This is a genomic window from Chitinilyticum piscinae (assembly GCF_015223195.1).
GTDB lineage: Bacteria > Pseudomonadota > Gammaproteobacteria > Burkholderiales > Chitinibacteraceae > Chitinilyticum > Chitinilyticum piscinae.
In genome coordinates this window covers 153,150-170,219 of the sequence record NZ_JADFUA010000004.1, presented here as the reverse complement: position 1 = coordinate 170,219, position 17,070 = coordinate 153,150, and the positions used below count along the sequence as shown (strand labels likewise).

The 17,070-nt window shown below is 58.2% G+C and carries 16 protein-coding genes; 10 read left to right on the top strand and 6 right to left on the bottom strand.

Annotated features, from left to right (window positions below; all coding sequences use genetic code 11):
- Positions 1-33: 33 nt before the first annotated feature.
- Together adhE and INR99_RS08730 are read right to left on the bottom strand one after the other, a co-directional pair.
- Positions 34-2,661: a bifunctional acetaldehyde-CoA/alcohol dehydrogenase gene (gene adhE, locus INR99_RS08735; RefSeq protein WP_194115958.1), complete on the bottom strand. Its 2,628-nt coding sequence runs from the start codon at positions 2,659-2,661 to the stop codon at positions 34-36.
- A 247-nt stretch (positions 2,662-2,908) separates the two neighbouring features.
- A complete protein-coding gene (locus INR99_RS08730; RefSeq protein ID WP_194115957.1) occupies positions 2,909-3,307 on the bottom strand; it encodes a hypothetical protein in 399 nt (132 codons plus the stop codon).
- Between the two features lie 150 nt (positions 3,308-3,457).
- Between INR99_RS08730 and INR99_RS08725 the strand changes: the two genes are divergently transcribed.
- The 5 genes from INR99_RS08725 to INR99_RS08705 all read left to right on the top strand — a co-directional run bounded on the left by INR99_RS08725 (position 3,458) and on the right by INR99_RS08705 (position 10,025).
- On the top strand, positions 3,458-4,813 hold the full coding sequence (locus tag INR99_RS08725) for a sodium-dependent transporter (protein WP_194115956.1): 1,356 nt from the start codon (positions 3,458-3,460) through the stop codon (positions 4,811-4,813).
- Between the two features lie 134 nt (positions 4,814-4,947).
- A complete protein-coding gene (gene queF, locus INR99_RS08720) occupies positions 4,948-5,775 on the top strand; it encodes an NADPH-dependent 7-cyano-7-deazaguanine reductase QueF (protein WP_194115955.1) in 828 nt (275 codons plus the stop codon).
- Entirely contained in the window at positions 5,775-6,416 is a 642-nt protein-coding gene (locus INR99_RS08715; protein WP_194115954.1) for a DUF924 family protein, read from the top strand. The genes queF and INR99_RS08715 overlap by 1 nt, the downstream gene beginning before the upstream one ends.
- Positions 6,417-6,457: 41 nt before the next feature.
- Entirely contained in the window at positions 6,458-7,552 is a 1,095-nt protein-coding gene (locus INR99_RS08710; RefSeq protein WP_194115953.1) for an HD domain-containing phosphohydrolase, read from the top strand.
- Positions 7,553-7,562: 10 nt separating this feature from the next.
- Positions 7,563-10,025 (top strand): ATP-binding protein, encoded by a 2,463-nt coding sequence (locus INR99_RS08705; protein WP_194115952.1) that lies wholly within the window; start codon positions 7,563-7,565, stop codon positions 10,023-10,025.
- Here INR99_RS08705 and INR99_RS08700 read toward each other — a convergent pair.
- Positions 9,998-10,366, bottom strand: coding sequence for a cupin domain-containing protein (locus INR99_RS08700; RefSeq protein ID WP_194115951.1), 369 nt, complete (start codon positions 10,364-10,366; stop codon positions 9,998-10,000). The two genes, INR99_RS08705 and INR99_RS08700, sit on opposite strands and share 28 nt — an antisense overlap.
- Before the next feature lie 118 nt (positions 10,367-10,484).
- On the opposite strand from INR99_RS08700, the gene INR99_RS08695 reads away from it, so the two are divergent.
- The gene (locus INR99_RS08695; RefSeq protein WP_194115950.1) at positions 10,485-11,336 is read left to right on the top strand and encodes a Cof-type HAD-IIB family hydrolase; all 852 of its coding nucleotides are present in this window, start codon (positions 10,485-10,487) and stop codon (positions 11,334-11,336) included.
- Positions 11,337-11,402: 66 nt separating this feature from the next.
- On the opposite strand, the gene dnaB is transcribed toward INR99_RS08695, so the two are convergent.
- A complete protein-coding gene (gene dnaB, locus INR99_RS08690; protein WP_194115949.1) occupies positions 11,403-12,821 on the bottom strand; it encodes a replicative DNA helicase in 1,419 nt (472 codons plus the stop codon).
- 58 nt (positions 12,822-12,879) lie between these two features.
- On the opposite strand from dnaB, the gene INR99_RS08685 reads away from it, so the two are divergent.
- Positions 12,880-13,308, top strand: coding sequence for a type II toxin-antitoxin system RatA family toxin (locus tag INR99_RS08685; protein ID WP_194115948.1), 429 nt, complete (start codon positions 12,880-12,882; stop codon positions 13,306-13,308).
- Positions 13,309-13,313: 5 nt separating this feature from the next.
- Positions 13,314-13,622, top strand: coding sequence for an RnfH family protein (locus INR99_RS08680; RefSeq protein WP_194115947.1), 309 nt, complete (start codon positions 13,314-13,316; stop codon positions 13,620-13,622).
- A 17-nt stretch (positions 13,623-13,639) separates the two neighbouring features.
- Here the strand turns inward: INR99_RS08680 and INR99_RS08675 are convergent, their stop codons facing one another.
- Positions 13,640-13,789 (bottom strand): hypothetical protein, encoded by a 150-nt coding sequence (locus INR99_RS08675; protein ID WP_194115946.1) that lies wholly within the window; start codon positions 13,787-13,789, stop codon positions 13,640-13,642.
- A 210-nt stretch (positions 13,790-13,999) separates the two neighbouring features.
- Here INR99_RS08675 and INR99_RS08670 point away from each other — a divergent pair, with 210 nt between their 5' ends.
- Together INR99_RS08670 and INR99_RS08665 are read left to right on the top strand one after the other, a co-directional pair.
- Positions 14,000-14,839, top strand: a complete 840-nt coding sequence (locus tag INR99_RS08670) for an SDR family NAD(P)-dependent oxidoreductase (RefSeq protein WP_194115945.1) — start codon at positions 14,000-14,002, stop codon at positions 14,837-14,839.
- A gap of 258 nt (positions 14,840-15,097) precedes the next feature.
- Positions 15,098-16,303, top strand: a complete 1,206-nt coding sequence (locus INR99_RS08665; protein ID WP_194115944.1) for a chitinase N-terminal domain-containing protein — start codon at positions 15,098-15,100, stop codon at positions 16,301-16,303.
- Between the two features lie 6 nt (positions 16,304-16,309).
- Here INR99_RS08665 and INR99_RS08660 read toward each other — a convergent pair whose 3' ends face one another.
- A complete protein-coding gene (locus INR99_RS08660) occupies positions 16,310-17,068 on the bottom strand; it encodes an oxygen-binding di-iron domain-containing protein (RefSeq protein ID WP_194115943.1) in 759 nt (252 codons plus the stop codon).
- Between the last annotated feature and the right edge of the window lie 2 nt (positions 17,069-17,070).

Below are 17,070 nucleotides of genomic sequence, written 5' to 3'. Positions count from 1 at the left end.
GGGTTTTTGTTTGCAGAACGAAATCAAGGCAAATTACTTGGCCTTCGCTTCTTCACGCTGGTAGGCCTCGACATACGGACGGCCGTAGAAGGAGTCGAGCAGGATCTGCTTCAGTTCCGAGATCAGCGGATAGCGCGGGTTGGCGCCGGTACACTGGTCATCGAAAGCTTCTTCAGCAATGCGATCCACCTTGGCGAGGAAGTCTTCCTCGGAAACTCCCGCTTCCTTGATGGAAGCCGGAATGTTCAGTTCCTTCTTCAGGCTGTCGACCCAGGTCACCAGCGCCTCGACCTTCTGATCGTCGTTCTTGCCCGGCAGATCCAGGTGCTCGGCGATGTCGGCGTAGCGGCACTTGGCCTGCGGACGGTCGTACTGGCTGAAGGCAGTCTGCTTGGTCGGGATGTCGACCGCGTTGTAGCGGATGACGTTCGAGATCAGCAGTGCGTTGGCCAGGCCGTGCGCCAGGTGGAACTCGGCACCGATCTTGTGCGCCATCGAGTGACATACGCCCAGGAAGGCGTTGGCAAAGGCGATACCGGCGATGGTCGCGGCATTGTGCACTTCCTCGCGTGCCTTCGGATCCTTGGCTCCGTTGCTGTAGGAGGAGGGCAGGTATTGCTTGAGCAGCTTCAGCGCTTGCAGGGCCTGCGGGTCGCTGTACTCATTGGCCATGACCGATACATACGCTTCCAGTGCGTGGGTAACCGCATCGATACCGCCGAAGGCAGTCAGGCTCTTGGGCATGTTCATCACGAGGTTCGGATCAACGATGGCCATGTTCGGGGTCAGCTCGTAATCGGCGATCGGGTACTTCACGCCGGTCGATTCGTCGGTTACCACCGCGAACGGGGTGACTTCGGAGCCGGTACCGGAGGTTGTCGGAATTGCGATCAGCTCGGCCTTGATGCCCATCTTCGGGAACTTGTAGATCCGCTTGCGGATGTCCATGAAGCGCAGCGCCAGGTCTTCGAAGGCCACGTCCGGATGCTCGTACATCACCCACATGATTTTGGCCGCATCCATCGGCGAGCCGCCGCCCAGCGCGATGATCACATCGGGCTTGAAGCTGTTGAGCATGGCCACACCCTTGCGTACCACGGCCAGTGTCGGGTCGGCTTCCACTTCATAGAAGACTTCGACTTCGATGCCCTGGTTCTTCAGAATGCGGATGGTTTCATCGACATAACCGTTGTTGAACAGGTAGCGGTCGGTCACGATGGCTGCGCGCTTCTTGCCGGCCAGTTCTTCCAGCGCCACGGACAGGCTGCCGCGACGGAAATAGATGCTCTTCGGCAGTTTGTGCCACAACATGTTCTCGGCCCTCTTGGCAACGGTCTTCTTGTTGATCAGGTGCTTCGGACCCACGTTTTCCGAGATGGAGTTGCCGCCCCAGGAACCGCAACCCAGTGTCAGCGACGGGGCAAGCTTGAAGTTGTAGAGGTCACCGATACCACCTTGGGAGGACGGGGTGTTGATCAGAATCCGCGCGGTCTTCATCTTGTCGCCGAAGTAGTTGATGCGCTCCTTCTGCAGATCCTGGTCGGTGTACAGCGACGAGGTGTGGCCAATACCACCCAGTGCGACCAGTGCTTCAGCCTTGGCGACCGCATCGAAGAAGTCCTTGGCGCGGTACATGGCCAGGGTCGGCGAAAGTTTTTCGTGGGCAAAGGCTTCTTCTTCACCGACGGAAGTCACTTCACCAATCAGTACCTTGGTGTACGGCGGCACCTTGATGCCGGCCATCTCGGCAATCTTCACGGCGGATTGGCCCACGATGCCGGCGTTCAGGTTGCCATCAACGAGAATGACCTTGCGAACGGCTTCGGTTTCCTTCTTGTTCAGGATGTAGCCACCGTTGCTGTTGAAGCGTTCCTTCACCTGTTCGTAGATGCTGTCGACGATGATCACGGATTGTTCGGAAGCACAGACCACGCCGTTATCGAAGGTCTTGGACATCAGAATGGACGCTACGGCGCGCTTGATGTCAGCCGTTTCGTCGATCACGACCGGGGTGTTACCCGCACCCACGCCGATGGCCGGCTTGCCGCTGGAATACGCCGCGCGCACCATGCCCGGGCCCCCCGTGGCCAGAATCAGGTTCAGGTCCGGGTGACGCATCAGGTGGTTGGAGAGCTCAACGGTCGGCTCGTCAATCCAGCCGATGATGTCGCGCGGGGCGCCGGCGGACACGGCCGCTTCCAGGACCAGTCGGGCGGCTTCGCAAGTGGACTTGCGGGCACGCGGGTGTGGCGAGAAGATGATGCCGTTGCGGGTCTTCAGTGAAATCAGCGCCTTGAAAATCGCAGTCGAAGTCGGGTTGGTTGTCGGCACGATACCGCAGATGATACCGACCGGTTCGGCGATGGTGATGGTGCCGAAGGTCTTGTCTTCGGACAGCACGCCGCAGGTCTTTTCATCCTTGTAGGCGTTGTAGATGTATTCGGATGCAAAGTGGTTCTTGATTACCTTGTCTTCGAGAATCCCCATGCCGGTTTCGGCTACGGCCATCTTGGACAGCGGGATGCGGGCATCCGCAGCAGCCAGTGCGGCGACACGGAAAATCTCATCAACTTGCTCTTGCGAGTAGCTGGCGAAGAGTTGCTGGGCTTTCTTGACGCGGGCAACCAGTGCATCAAGTTCCTGGACATTGGTAACAGCCATCGTTTTCTCCTTGCTGATCCGCCTGATTTGGCGGACCGTATTTTTGAAACCGGGACCAGACGGGTTTTCTGTCTGGCTTGTCTAACTCGTTGACGTCAGCATAGTGCCGGCTGAACTCAGATTATTTGATATATCTCAGACGTAGCAAGTGAATAATTCACTACATCGCATAATGTATATTATGTAAAGTTGTCTAGATTGAAAGAAACCGGAACACTGTTCCGGCTCTTGATGAAATGCAAAGGCGCTACTCGCTCTTCTGTGGCGCCACGCCTCGTAATCCGTTGGTGCGGCGTTCGCCCAGCCCTTGGCGGATGTTGACCGCGTGATACTTCGCCAGCGCCAGGCGTTGTTCTTTCGGAATGCTCTCGTCGTGATACGCCGCCTGAATCAGTTCTTTCTGCACAAAAGCCAGCTGGCGCGCCATCAACTCGCAGTTCTCCATCGGGGTGCCCTGATTCAGTTCGGCAACGATATGCAAGGCATCGCGCTTGATGCGATAAATGAGTGACTTCTTCAGCAGGTCGTGCGTTTCACCGCGCGCAGCAAGCGGACGTGCCGGCAGCAACTCGGTTGGCGGAAAGCGGCTGTGGCTTTCGTCAACAAAGCGGGTCGGGTTGATAAGCCGGCTGAACCATTGCAGCATGCGCGGATTCTCCTGATGAACGGTCATAATTTCGCAAGTCTACCATCAGTTATTTGTCATGGGCGTGAAGTGTCGCTGTTATCCCGCATGGACAAGCCATCCGCGCTGGACAATAGTTCGCAAAAAATCCGCCATTGATGGAGGCTCAAAATGACAACAGGCAACAGGGACGGTTTCACCTCGACATTTGCCGTGCTGGTGGCAACGCTGGGTTCCGCGGTCGGCCTTGGCAACATCTGGAAATTCCCCTATTTGACCGGTGAAAATGGTGGTGCGGGCTTTTTGCTGGTCTACCTGCTGGCAACGCTGATTGTCGGTCTGCCGGTAATGATCAGTGAAATGATGCTGGGGCGCACCGCTCGCGCCGATGCCGTATCAACCTTTCATAAGCTCAAGCCAGACCAGCCCGCCTGGCAGGCCATTGGCTATATGGGGCTGGTGGCAGCGGTGCTGATCCTGGCTTTCTATACCGGCGTGGCAGGCTGGGTCTTTGCCTACATCTTCAAATCCATCAGTGGCAGCATTGCCACCACCGACCCCAAGCAGGCCGAGGCCGCATTCGGTGCACTGGTCAGCAATCCCTGGCAGGTGCTGCTGTGGCAATGGGGCGTGCTGGCCTTTACCGGTGCCATCATCATCATGGGCGTCGCCAAGGGCATCGAAGCGGTTACCAAGAAGCTGATGCCGGTACTGTTCCTGCTGCTGGTGCTGCTGTGCGTGCGCAGCCTGACCCTGCCGGGAGCCATGGATGGCCTGAAGTTCCTGTTTGCGCCCGATTTCAGCAAAATCACTGCCGGCGTGGTGCTCACGGCCATGGGTCTGGCTTTTTTCAAGCTGTCGGTAGGAATTGGCACCATGCTGACTTACGGCAGCTATTTCCGTCCGGAGCAGAATATTCCCGCAACCGCAATGCGGGTGATGCTGGCTGATCTGACGGTATCCATGCTCGCGGGTATAGCGATTTTTCCGGCCGTCTTTTCCTTTGGTTTCCAGCCGGCTGGCGGCCCATCCCTGGTGTTCATGACAATTCCGGCGGTGTTTGCCAGCATGCCGGGCGGACAAATCTTCATGACGCTGTTCTTCGTGCTGGCGGCCATTGCTGCAACTGGCGCGATGCTGTCGATCCTGGAAGTGCCGGTGGCGGTACTGTCCGAGCGCTTCGGCTTCACGCGCCGCAATGCCACCCTGCTCTCTGTTGGCGTGTTGGCTCTGGCTGGCGCCCCGGCCATTCTCTCGTTCTCCAGCACGGCTGACTGGCTGGTATTCGGCAAGAATCCTTTCGATCTGTTCGATTATCTGAGCTCGAATGTGCTGATGCCAATCGGTGGCATTCTGATGTGCTTGTTTGTTGGCTGGGTCTACGGCTTGCCGCAACTTGAAGCGGCATTGTCGAATAACGGCCAGTTGCAGAACCGCTCGCTGATCCGGGTGCTGTTTGTGCTGGTTCGTTATATTTCGCCGCTCTTGGTGCTGATTGTCATGCTCAAGGGACTGAATGTGTTTTAACCTAGCTGGGTATATGGTTGCAGCTATCTATTTGAAAGGGATATAGCCATATACCTATGCATGGACATGATTCGAGTTTTACAGCGCAAGCCGGTACAATCCGGCTTGTCTGTTTTGATGCTTACGGTACGCACATGAGTGATCCCGCCCTGTCACCGCTGGGCAAGGTCTCGGCCTATGTCAGCGAATACGCCCCTTCCCTGCTTTTTCCAATCCCCCGGCAGGGCAAGCGCGATGAAATCGGCATTACCGGCAAACTGCCGTTCATGGGCATGGACATCTGGAACGGCTACGAGCTGTCGTGGCTGAATCTGCGTGGCAAGCCACAGGTGGCAATGGCCGTATTCATGATTCCGGCCGATAGCCCGAACATCATCGAATCCAAATCATTCAAGCTCTACCTCAACAGCTTCAACCAGAGCAGGCTTGCCGATGCCACTGCGCTGGCGGAGTTGTTGCGTGCAGATCTATCCTCGGCCTGTGGCGCACCGGTCGTGGTGCAGATCCGCGAGCCGGAACAGTTCACAGGGCTGAAATTCGGCGAACTGGCTGGTTATAACATCGATAATCTGGATATCGACGTCGACCAGTACACGCCTGATGCGAACTGGCTGAAGTGTGATGAGCTCGACAGCCCGATCGAAGAAACGCTGACCTCCAATCTGCTGAAATCGAATTGCCTCGTTACCGGCCAGCCGGACTGGGCCAGCGTGCAGATTATCTATACCGGACAACCCATCAACCGTGAGGGCTTGCTCCGCTACCTGATCGGCTTTCGCAACCACAACGAATTCCACGAGCAATGCGTCGAGCGTATTTTCATGGATATCTTGCGCCAGTGCGCGCCACTGAAACTGGCCGTCTATGCCCGCTATACGCGACGAGGCGGGCTGGATATTAATCCGTGGCGTGCCAATTACAACGCCCCCCTGCCCGCCAATCTGCGCGGCGCACGCCAGTAATGCTCATTCGCCGCGGCAGTCCTGAAGGACGGGTCAAGGCGGGCCGGCCAGTTGGCGCCGATCCTGCCGAGGTGCTGGCGTTCTGGTTTTCTGAACGGGACGCCACTGGCGCCATCCGGTTCAATGCCGAGTGGTTTGCAGCCAACCCGGCATTTGATGCCGAGGTGCATCGCCGCTTCGCAGCCTTGCATGAACGAGCCGCAGCCGGCACGCTGGCACACTGGTCCGATACGTGGACGGGTCTGCGTGCGCTGATCATCGTTCTTGACCAGTTTTCCCGCCAGTTATACCGACAGAGCCCCAAGGCCTTTGCCTGCGATCCACTCGCCCGCCAGCTGGCTCAGAAAGCTTGCAACCATCCGGACTTTGGCCGCTTGTCTGCGTTGGAGCAATTGTTCGTGCTCCTGCCATTCGAACATTCCGAGTCATTGGCCGATCAGGATTTTTGCGTGGAGCAAATGGCAAACTGGGCCACTGACCCGGGGCTGGCAGTGTTGCTCGAACACGCCGAACAGCATCGCGAACTGATCCGCCGTTTTGGCCGCTTTCCTGCACGCAATGCTGTACTGGGCCGGATGGATACGCCGGATGAACTGGCGTTTCGGACTGCCAAATCGTCTGAAACTGGCAAGCCTTCGTGACAGCAGCCATACTGGAGTAACCATTCCGACAGGTGCCACGCATGGCTGACGTTGATTTCATCCACCCGGAAATCCGTGACGCGGAGAGTTTTCGCGACTTCCATGATGCACTGGCGGATTATGCCCCCAGGGTCGAACAACTCCTGGCCGAATTGCGCCGTCAGCCAAGCAGCAATCCCGTCATCGCCGATCTGTTTCGCGCATTCCACAACATCAAGGGGGATGCCGGCCTGTGCCAGATCGACTGGGTGATTCCGCTGGTGCACGGCATCGAGAATATCCTGACCCGTCTGCGCAGCAATGAATTGCGCTTCACCGAATTGCAAGGTGAAGTGATGTTGCTGACGCTGGACCGGATCGAGCAAGCTGTTGACGCACTTGAGCAGAATCGTTCGCTGGCGCATCTGCGCCTGCAGGATCTGTGCGATGGACTTGAGTCCCTGATCGATCTGGCCGAAAAGCCACTCGATGATGCCATTACCGAACTGATTCACAACATCACCGGTTTCAAACCCGCAGCGGTAAGGCTGCCCTCGCGGCTCCCCTCCTTCACCATGAGTGACGGGGCTCTGCAGGAAGATCTGGCATTTTTCCGTACGCTGGCCCTGCAACTGGAAGCCCATTCACCCCTGTATCAGGGGCGGACTGCCCGCAATCTGCGCCTTGCCCAGGATACCAACCGGGAAGCGGGGCTGCCTGTCGATCCGCAACAATTGGAAGCGGCGGTGTATCTGCATGATATCGGCATGATGTTCCTGCCTGCCGAATACTGGCTCACCAGTGCGGTGCTGGACGACGCACACCGGCTGCGCTTGGTCGAACACCCTTCTTGGGCTGCCGGCTTGCTTGCCAGAATGCCCGGCTGGAGTGTGGCCGCAGAAATTTGTCTGCAACATCACGAACGCCCAGGGGGAACTGGTTATCCAAATGGCCTGCCGCTGGACCGGATTCATCCGGGAGCCCGGATTCTCGCGCTGGTGGATGCCTTCGAGTCGGTGATGCTGAAACACAGTCATCGTGGCCAGCAACGTTCGGTTTTGCGCGCGATCTCGGAAGTCAATGCCACGGTGGATCAGTTTGATCCCGCGTGGCTGGCACCGTTCAACCGGGTGATCCGCCGCATGCTGGAGAGCTGAGACAAGACGCATGTCGCGAGATGCCATCAATGCTTCGGTAAAACCGCTGCAGATCAGCAGCGAGCTCCATGATGCTGTCGTGCAGATTGGCCAGCTGGTGCACAGCCGGCGTGAAGAAGGCTTTACCCTGTGCGAGCAGACGCTGCAGCGTGCCCGAGAGCTGCATGATGATCTGGCCTTCATCAGTGTGGCGCAGCACTACGCCCTGTTGATCGATCAGCGCGGTTACCCGGACGAAGCCATCAACCTGCTGTACGAGGCGATGCAACTGGCGCAAAGCCATCATCTGTTCGAGGCCGAAGCACAGCTGCTCAATCTGATCGGACGCTCGCTGTATACGCGAGCCGAGTACCGGCAGGCCATGCAGGCCTGGGCTTCATCACTCGAGTGCGCCGAACTGGCGGGCGACCATGTGACATGGATTTACGCCAAGATTGGCATCGGGCAGATCTATGATGCGCTGGGCGATTCGGCACATGCCGTTGAAGTACTGAAGGTGGCCGCCGCACAGGCTGAAAAATACGATGCCGCCGATCTGATCCTGAATGCCCAGCTCAATCTGGGTGTCAATCTTTACCGGCAAGGCCTGCTGGAGGAAGCGGAACACGCTTATGGCATCGTCCTGGCCTATTGCCGCCAGCTCGGTCATGAGGACGACGAAGGTGAAACACTGTTTCGCCTCGCCGAGATTGATCTGGCTCGCGATCAGGTCGATCACGCGCAGGCAAAGCTGATCGAGGCCCGGCGGCTGTGCACTGCCACAGGTCACTGGTGGGGCATGGCCAACATCTGCATGGTCAGCGCCAAAGCACTGGAGCGGCAGTCCAAATTGCACAAGGCCATCCGGGAGCTGCAGCGCGGGCTGCTATTCGCCAAACGTGCCGGTGCCTTGCATATCGAATGCCGAATCTGGGAGGCCTTGTCACACACCGCCGAGCTGGCTGGCCGCTGGGAACAGGCATTACGGGCAAGCCGCAGTGCAGTCCAGATTCAGATGCAGATCGCCTTGGCGAGCAATGCTGGCGGTGAGGCGCGCGAGCTGGAAAATCTCGCCGGCCTGACCCGCAGCCCGACCCGACAGCTGCTGGAAATCTCGACGGATCCGGTTCTCGAAAAACAGAGCAAGGACGCCATTCTCGCCATTCTGGTGCGCAATGGTTGCGAAATTCTGCGGGCAAGCCAGTGCTCGATCTGGCTTGATGATCCCCTGCACGGCCGGATGGTGTGCCATTGCCGGCTGGCTCTTGATGGTCAGGAGCTCGTCGCCGGTGAGGTGATTGATCGTGGTAATGCCTCGGACTTTCTTGCCGAGCTGGCCAGTGGTGAAAGCATCATCGCGCATAACGCCAAGTATCACCGCTATACCTGGCGCCTATACCAGCACTATCTTGAGCAACGCAATATACAGGCTCTGCTGGTGCAGCCGCTGTTGCTGGGCGGCTCTCTGCAAGGGCTGCTGTGGTTTGAGCAGCTGGAAAGGCAACGCAACTGGACGATGGATGAACAATTGCTGGCCGGCCAGCTGGCAACGGTCGTGGTGCGCGTACTGGCCAGCCATGAGCGCGAGGCATTCATGCAGGATGTTGCCAAGCTCAATGCGGCCTTGCAGGAAAGCAATGACCGACTGGAAGATCGTGTGCAGCAGCGCACAGCCGAACTGGAGCGGGCCAACCAGGAGCTGAAGAAAGTCATGGAGCACCTGGTCCAGTCAGAGAAAATCGCCGCCCTGGGCAATCTGGTCGCCGGACTGGCGCACGAGCTAAATACACCGCTTGGAATCAATCTGGTTTCCGCGACTACGCTTGAAGCCCGCCATGCCGACCTGAAGACTTCGATGGCCGCGGGCAGCCTGAAGAAGAGCCAGCTTGAGCATTATCTGGATGAAGCAACTGACGCCCTGCAGCTGATTGTGCGCAATTCCCGTCGTGCCAGTGACATGATTGCGAACTTCAAGCAGGTAGCTGTCGATACCTCATCGAACCAGCGCCGGCATTTTGATGTGCGCATCACTGTCGAGGAGGTACTCTGGGCGCTCTCGCCACAATACAAGAAGCGCCCCATCACCTTCGAGCTGGATTTGCCGGAAGGCATGCTGATCGACAGCTATCCCGGCGCGTTCGAACAGATCATCACGAATTTCATCAGCAATTCGCTTGTCCATGCCTTCGACCCTCATCAGGTAGGCACCATCAGCATTCGCGCGCACCTCGAAAATGGCCGTTGTCGCCTGCATTACCGGGATACCGGCAAAGGTATTGCCAATGCCTTGCACAGCAAGGTATTCGACCCCTTCTTCACCACCCGTTTCGGACAAGGCGGCTCCGGGCTGGGGCTGTATCTGGTGTATTCACTGGCAACGGGGGCGTTGGGGGGGGATGTCCGGCTGCTACCGGGTGAAACAGGCAGTGGTGTCTGTTTCGAGCTGGAGTTTCCCGTCTGTGCGCCTCAGCCAGCCGAGAGAGGGCTTTCGTAGACCACAAAGTACTTCCTGACGGCTTCGACCACTTCGAAGCTGCCGATAAAACCGGCGGGAATCACTGCAGCGTCCCCGGGGCCGACTTCAGTCAGCTGGCCGGACTCGGCGTGCAGCCTGACCTTGCCGCTGATGACGCAGAAGAATTCGTGCTTGTTTGCCGCAAAGCGGATGCGCCAGTGTCCGGGCTCGCAGGCCCAAATGCCGCAGCTGAATGCCTGATCGCAGCTCAGGTAATGTTCCCAGGTGGTGCGGGCGGGAGAAGTTTGGCTCAGGAGCCGCTCGGGGCTGGGCTGATCATGAGCGGGCGTGATGCTGTCGCGAAAATCGGTAATCTTCATGCGCTGGCGTTGTACGGTGGTAGAGGTCCGATTATACCCAATCGCAACGCCAGACAATTCAGCTGGAATGCCTGCGCCTATAATCGGGTTTCCCTGCCCTCCGAGAGCGAGTTTGCCCATGCCCAATGGCTCCCCCCCCATCATGCCCCCGCAATTCGCCACACGCCCGGATATCCGGCTAATTGCCTGTGATCTGGACGGCACGCTGCTCGATGACGCACATGCCATTCATGATGAATTTTGGCCGCTGATCGACGAGCTGCACCGGCGCGGCATTATTTTCTGCCCCGCCAGCGGGCGTCAGTATTACAGCCTGCTGGAGCGCTTTGCGCCTGTGGCGGACGAGCTGATCTTCATTGCGGAGAACGGCAGTTATGTGGTCGAACAAGGTCGCGAGCTCAGTTCGGATTGTCTCTCGCTTCCAGAAGCCCGCGAATTGCTGCGCACCTATCGCTCATTGCGTGCAAGCGGAGCACCGGTCGAGGTAGTGTTGTGCGGCAAGACGTCAGCCTATATCGAAAGTGCTTCTGCGACATTCCGTACCGAAGTTGATCGCTACTATCCGCGCATGGCCAGCGTGGCCGATCTGCTGGCCGTCGAGGACGAGATCCTCAAGGTGGCGCTCTATACGCATGAATCGTCCGAACGGGTGATCTACCCGGCATTCAGCGCCTATTCCGACCGGCATCTGGTGGTGGTTTCGGGCAAGAACTGGCTGGATGTAATGGCCTCGGGCGTCAACAAGGGCTCAGGTATCCGCCACATCCAGGCCTTGCGCGGCATCAGCAAGGCCCAGACGATGGTGTTCGGCGATTTTCTCAATGATCTGGAAATGATGGACGAGGCAGACTATGCCTTCGCCATGGCCAATGCCCACCCTGACCTCAAGGCGCGGGCCACTTATCTGGCACCGCACAATACCGAAAACGGCGTCGTGCGCACCATCAAGGCTGTGCTCGGGATTGATTGATACATGGGGATGTATATGCATGCAGTCCTTTTCTCATAATGCCTGCAGGCATATACGCATGAGTCATTAAGACTCCAGGTCGCTATTCCAGCCCTCGGGGCGCATCACCGCATTACCAAAGCGCGCATGCATGCCCTGGAAGACCAGCGGCACACGGCCGACCGGACCGTTACGGTGCTTGCCGACAATGCATTCGGCCAGACCTTTGTGCGGGCTGTCCGGGTTGTAGTACTCGTCCCGGTACATAAACATGATCAAGTCCGCATCCTGTTCGATCGCGCCGGATTCGCGCAAGTCGGACATCATCGGGCGTTTGTCGGTTCGCTGTTCCACCGAACGGGATAGCTGTGACAGTGCGATCAGCGGTACTTTCAGTTCCTTGGCCAAACCCTTGAGCGAACGCGATATTTCACCCAGTTCGGTCGCGCGGTTCTGATCTTTGGCACCGGCCCGACCACTCATCAGCTGCAGGTAATCGATCACGATCAAGCCCAGTTCGCCATGCTGGCGAGCAAGGCGGCGACAGCGCGTGCGAATGTCCAGCGCCGAGAGCGCGCCGGTTTCCTCGATGAAGATTGGCGCCTCGGAAAGTTTGCCAACCGCATGGGTCAGCTTGAGCCAGTCTTCGTCGTCAAAGCGGCCGGTTTTGAGCTTATGCATGTCGATGCGGCCCACCGAGCCCACCATCCGCATGCCGAGCTGGGTAGCCCCCATTTCCATCGAGAAAATCGCCACCGGCTTTTTCAGTTCGCAGCCCACATGTTCGGCGATATTCACCGCAAAGGCGGTCTTGCCCATGGAAGGACGCCCGGCCACGATAATCAGATCCCCCGCTTGCAGGCCGGAGGTCATTTTGTCCAGGTCAATAAAGCCGGTTGCCGTGCCGGTCACTTCAGCCGGGTTTTCCTGCTGATACAGATGGTCAATGCGCTCGACGATTTCCTTCAGGATCGGCGACATCGAAATGAAGCCCTGATTGCCCTTTTGCGACTGCTCGGCAATCTGGAACACCTTGGATTCGGCTTCATCAAGCAGGTCGGATGCCTCCCGGCCGGCCGGGTTGTAGGCTGCGTCGACGATTTCCGTTGCGACGCTGGCCAGCTGGCGCATCACCGACTTTTCGCGCACGATTTCCGCGTAGCGGCGAATATTGGCTGCCGACGGCGTATTCTGTGCCAAGCTGCCCAGATAGGCCATGCCGCCGACATAGGTGAGCTCGTTATTCGAATCCAGTGCTTCGGATACTGTAATGACGTCGGCCGGGCGATTCAGCTCGATCAGTTTGGCAATGACTTCGAAAATCCGCCGGTGATCATCGCGATAGAAATCGCTGGCAAACAGAATGTCTGCAATCCGGTCGAAAGCGCCATTTTCCAGCAGCAAGCCGCCGAGCACCGATTGCTCGGCTTCGAGCGAATGCGGCGGCAGTCGCAGGTTTTCCAGTTGCGCACTCTCGTAGGCAGCAGTAGCATCTTGGACAATCATGTTTTGGCTTGAATACCCTTCTCGTCAAGCCGCCCATTCTACCGCTGTTCCATCCCGCATGCAGTGCATCCGTAAAGCCGTCCTAGCCCCCTATTCCGCGCAGCAGATGTTCGATCTGGTCGTCCGCTGTGAGGACTACCCCAAATTCCTGCCCTGGTGCGGCGGTGTCGAGGTGCATGAGCGCACTGCAGACATGCTCGATGTCACCGTGCGGATCGAATTTCTCAAGGTCAGCAGTTTCTTTCGCACCCGAGACCAGCTGAGTGAAAACCGCATCGTGATGGAATTCGTCGATGGCCCCTTCCGGCAGCTTGCCGGCATCTGGCAATTCACGCCGCTGATGGAGGATGCCTGCAAGGTCGAATTCGAGCTCGATTACGAATTTTCCAGCAAGGCACTCGAGGCCGTTATCGGCCCTGTTTTCAACAAGATCACTTCCACGTTTGTCGATGCCTTCGTCCGTCAGGCCGACAAGCTTTACGGATAAGCACCATGGCCCAGATTACTGTCGAAGTTGTATATGCCACACAGGCCAAGCAGACGCTCTTGAGCGTAAAAGTCGAGGAAGGCTGTACCGCGCGCGAAGCGGTGGAACGCTCCGGCATTCTTGCGGAATATCCGGAGATTGATCTCGCCAGAAACAAGCTGGGCATCTTTGCCAAGGCCGTCAAGGCGGAAACTGTCCTGCGCGACAAGGATCGGGTGGAAATCTATCGCCCGCTGATTGCGGATCCGAAGGAAGTGCGCCGCCAGCGTGTGGCTGACGGCAAGGTGATGAAAAAAGGCGGCGGTGACGCCTGATTGCCAGGGCGAACGACTCAGCGATCCTGCTGCCGGCCGGTAATCAGCACTCCGGGGTTTGATTCGACAGCGGGCTGGCTGCGACTCTGGCGGTAACTGAGCCAGCCATACAGGGCAAGGGCAATGATGAGCAGGCCAGCAACAATGGCCATCAGGATTGTTAGCATTCGGTTATTCTCCGTTTTATTTTTCTAGGGGTTTTCCCTAGTGCGCGTAACCGGCAACCCTAGCGCAAGTCACCTTCCCCGCAAAGACCGCTAATCGGAAAGGCCTGCCGTTGTTGCATTTCGCCGACGGCAGAGCAGCACGATGCGGCAGTGGCCGAACGCAGCAGGGCGTGGCATCATGCGCGCCCGATTCCGTTTCCCGACTTTGCAATGACTGCTTCCCGCTCGATTCTGATTACCGGTTGCTCGTCCGGTATTGGCCATCACGCCGCTCACGCCCTGCGCGCCAGAGGCTGGCGAGTATTTGCTTCGGCACGGCGGATCGAAGATGTCAGCCGGCTGCGCGCCGAGGGGTTCGAGGCCGTATTGCTGGATGTGGCGGACAGCCACAGCATTGAAACTGCCGTGCAGTGGCTGGATGGGGTGACAGGGGGGCGGCTGGATGCGCTCTACAACAATGCCGGCTTCGGCGTACCGGGGGCGGTCGAGGATCTCAGCCGCGAGGCCATGCGGCACCAGTTCGAAACCAATGTGTTCGGCAGCATCGAGCTGACCAATGCGATTTTGCCGTGGATGCGCCGGCAGGGGCATGGACGTATCGTATTCAATAGTTCCGTGCTTGGTTTTGCCGCGATGCCGGCGCGCGGAGCCTACAATGCCAGCAAATTTGCCCTGGAAGGTTTTGCCGATACGCTGCGGCTTGAACTGGCCGGCACGGGCATCGAAACGATTCTCATCGAGCCTGGCCCGATCGAAAGTGCTTTTCGCGTCAATGCTGCCCGCGAGTTCGCAACCTGGGTGGCGCCGGTGCAGCGCGGCGTGCATGCGGCTCTGTATGCCAGCATGCAGGATCGGCTGGCCAAGCCTGGCCCCAGCAGCCGCTTTACCCTGAGCCCCGCAGCCACCAGCCAGGCCCTGATTCATGCCGTAGAAAGTCGTCGTCCGGCCATCCGCTATCGTGTGACCTTCCCGACCCGCCTGTTCTGGTGGCTCAAGCGACTGCTGCCGACGCGCTGGCTGGATCTGCTATTGCGCAAAGCCGGCGGCTGAGATTAATACGCAAGCACGTATTAAATGCCAGTCCATTATTGATGTTGACTGTACAGATATACCCATCAAGAACTGCAACTGCAGGCGACACTTGCGCACCAGGCTACGTGGCTGGCTATACTGGCTGAGCATCTGCCGGTAAGCTTTCAATTCATCCACCTGTGCGCCACCAGCATGAATAGTGTCTCTCTGAAACGACTGTGCCAGTCCGTTGCTGCCGCTGCACTATTGTGCCAAGGCCAGGCACAAGGTGCCCTGATGACCCCTGCAGAAGCAGAAAAACTGGGCGACAGGCTCTGCACGCCGACCAGTAATGGTCTGCTGAACTGCACCGTACTGGCTGCACCGCCTGTCCCCGCCGGCAATGCGCCGGAAATCAAGCCCTTGCCGCAGGCACAGTTCAGTGAATCTTTCGGCCCGGTGACCAGCCGCAAGCCCGCGCTTCCTTTGCTTGATCCACTGCCTCCAAGGCTCGAAGCACGCACAGTGTCTATCGGCTGGGATATCGGTTACGGCACGCCCGGGGAATACTGGGAGATCTGGGATAATGGCGAGATGCTCCTGCGCAGCCGGCAGTTCCAGCAGCGCGATCTCTCTCGTCAGCTTGGCAAAGCCGAACGCGAGGCGTTCGAAATGGAAATGCTGGCCGTGCAAAGTGGCGTGCAGACACTGGATAAACTTGCTGATGGCCGGCATGAGTTCGAAGTTCGCCTGTGCAACCGCGAAACCGACGGCAAGGAAACGTGCACTTCAGCCTTTGCAACGACCTGGGTTGGCGATCAGGGGAGTGAGAGCGACAGCCAGAATGAAGGCCTGCCCTCTCCGCCCGAGCTGGGCTGGTTTCCGCAAATCAATACCGGCGAGGCTTTCCAGCTGGAATGGCATATGTGGTGGGGGAAAACCGGCAGCTACTGGCAGGTGGTGATCGATGGCAAGGTCAGCAGCGAATCACGCGTTTTTACCGAGAACACGCCCAATAGCCAGGCCGGCATGCTGCAGATGCTGGGGATGCAGCCCGGAAAACACCAGATCAGCGTACGGCTTTGCAATCAGCTGCTGTGCGCGGAAAGCCCACCAGCCAGTCTGGAAGTATTGCTGCCCAGCGAAGAACAACTGCGTCCGCTGGTGACGATCGAGCGGGGTACGGTGGATTCAATGCTGCTGCTGTGGTCGATCCCGCAGTACCGGCTCAAGCAGCAGCCGCGCCAGTGGCGTTTGCTGGATGGTGCGGGTGCTACGGAAATTACCGAGCCGGCCAGTCTGGGTTCCTGGCAGAAGCAGGTACGGCTGTGCCAAGTAGGTGACCGCGCACGCCCGGGCGTAACCGTGAACAGCTACTGTGGCGAGATACGCGTGCCTGCAGCTTCGGCCCCGGAGACCATCCAGGTGGAAGTTTGCCCGCAGGAAGGCGATTGTTTGCAAAGTACGCCACGCAGCGTCAGCCAGTCAGTACCGAAGCGCTGAACCGGTTCAGCAAGTTTTGGCCTTGGCAAAGGTAGACAGTCCGACCGGCAGCTCGGCAAACCAGTTGATGAAGCGCATCACGTCGGCCCCCTGGTAGATGGCGCCATGCTGCGGGCAGAGCATGTCGATCTCCATGTTTGCAGCTCTGGCGCACCAGTCCAGTTTGGCTTCCTGAGAGCCCATCCAGCGCTTGTGAAAGCCTTCGGCATGCTGAATGTGCCGATCGAAATCAGTAACGAAGATATCGGTTTGCTCATGCGGCAGCAGTGCGGCTCCCACATCGCCACAGAAGAGGATGCGCGACTGTGGATCGTAAAGATGGAAGTTGCCCGAAGAGTGCAGGAAATGGGCCGGCATGGCAAAAAGCCTGCCGCTGCCCAGCTGGATATCCATGCCTTCATCCGGGATTGCCAGCAGGGTCTGTCCGTCACCACCGAAATGCGGGATGAAACCTGACCACAGCCGGCTGACATAGCAGCGCAAGGACGGTTTGTAATCCAGCCAGAGCGCCAGTGAGGAAATGATGTCAGGGTCCTGGTGCGAAGCAAACAGATAATCGAGATTGGCTGGATTACAGGCACTGGTCAGCGCGGTGAAAACGGCTGGAAAAATCTCGCTGCCCCCGGGGTCTGCGAGCAGGGCCCGGCCATCCTTTTCGATCAGGTATTCGTTGGTATCGATCACGAACTGCTGCTTTTCCGGGTCGCGGGCGATGACAGTCCAGCGGGTCTGGCCTTCCTGGAAAAAGGTGATGGAACGTTTCATTA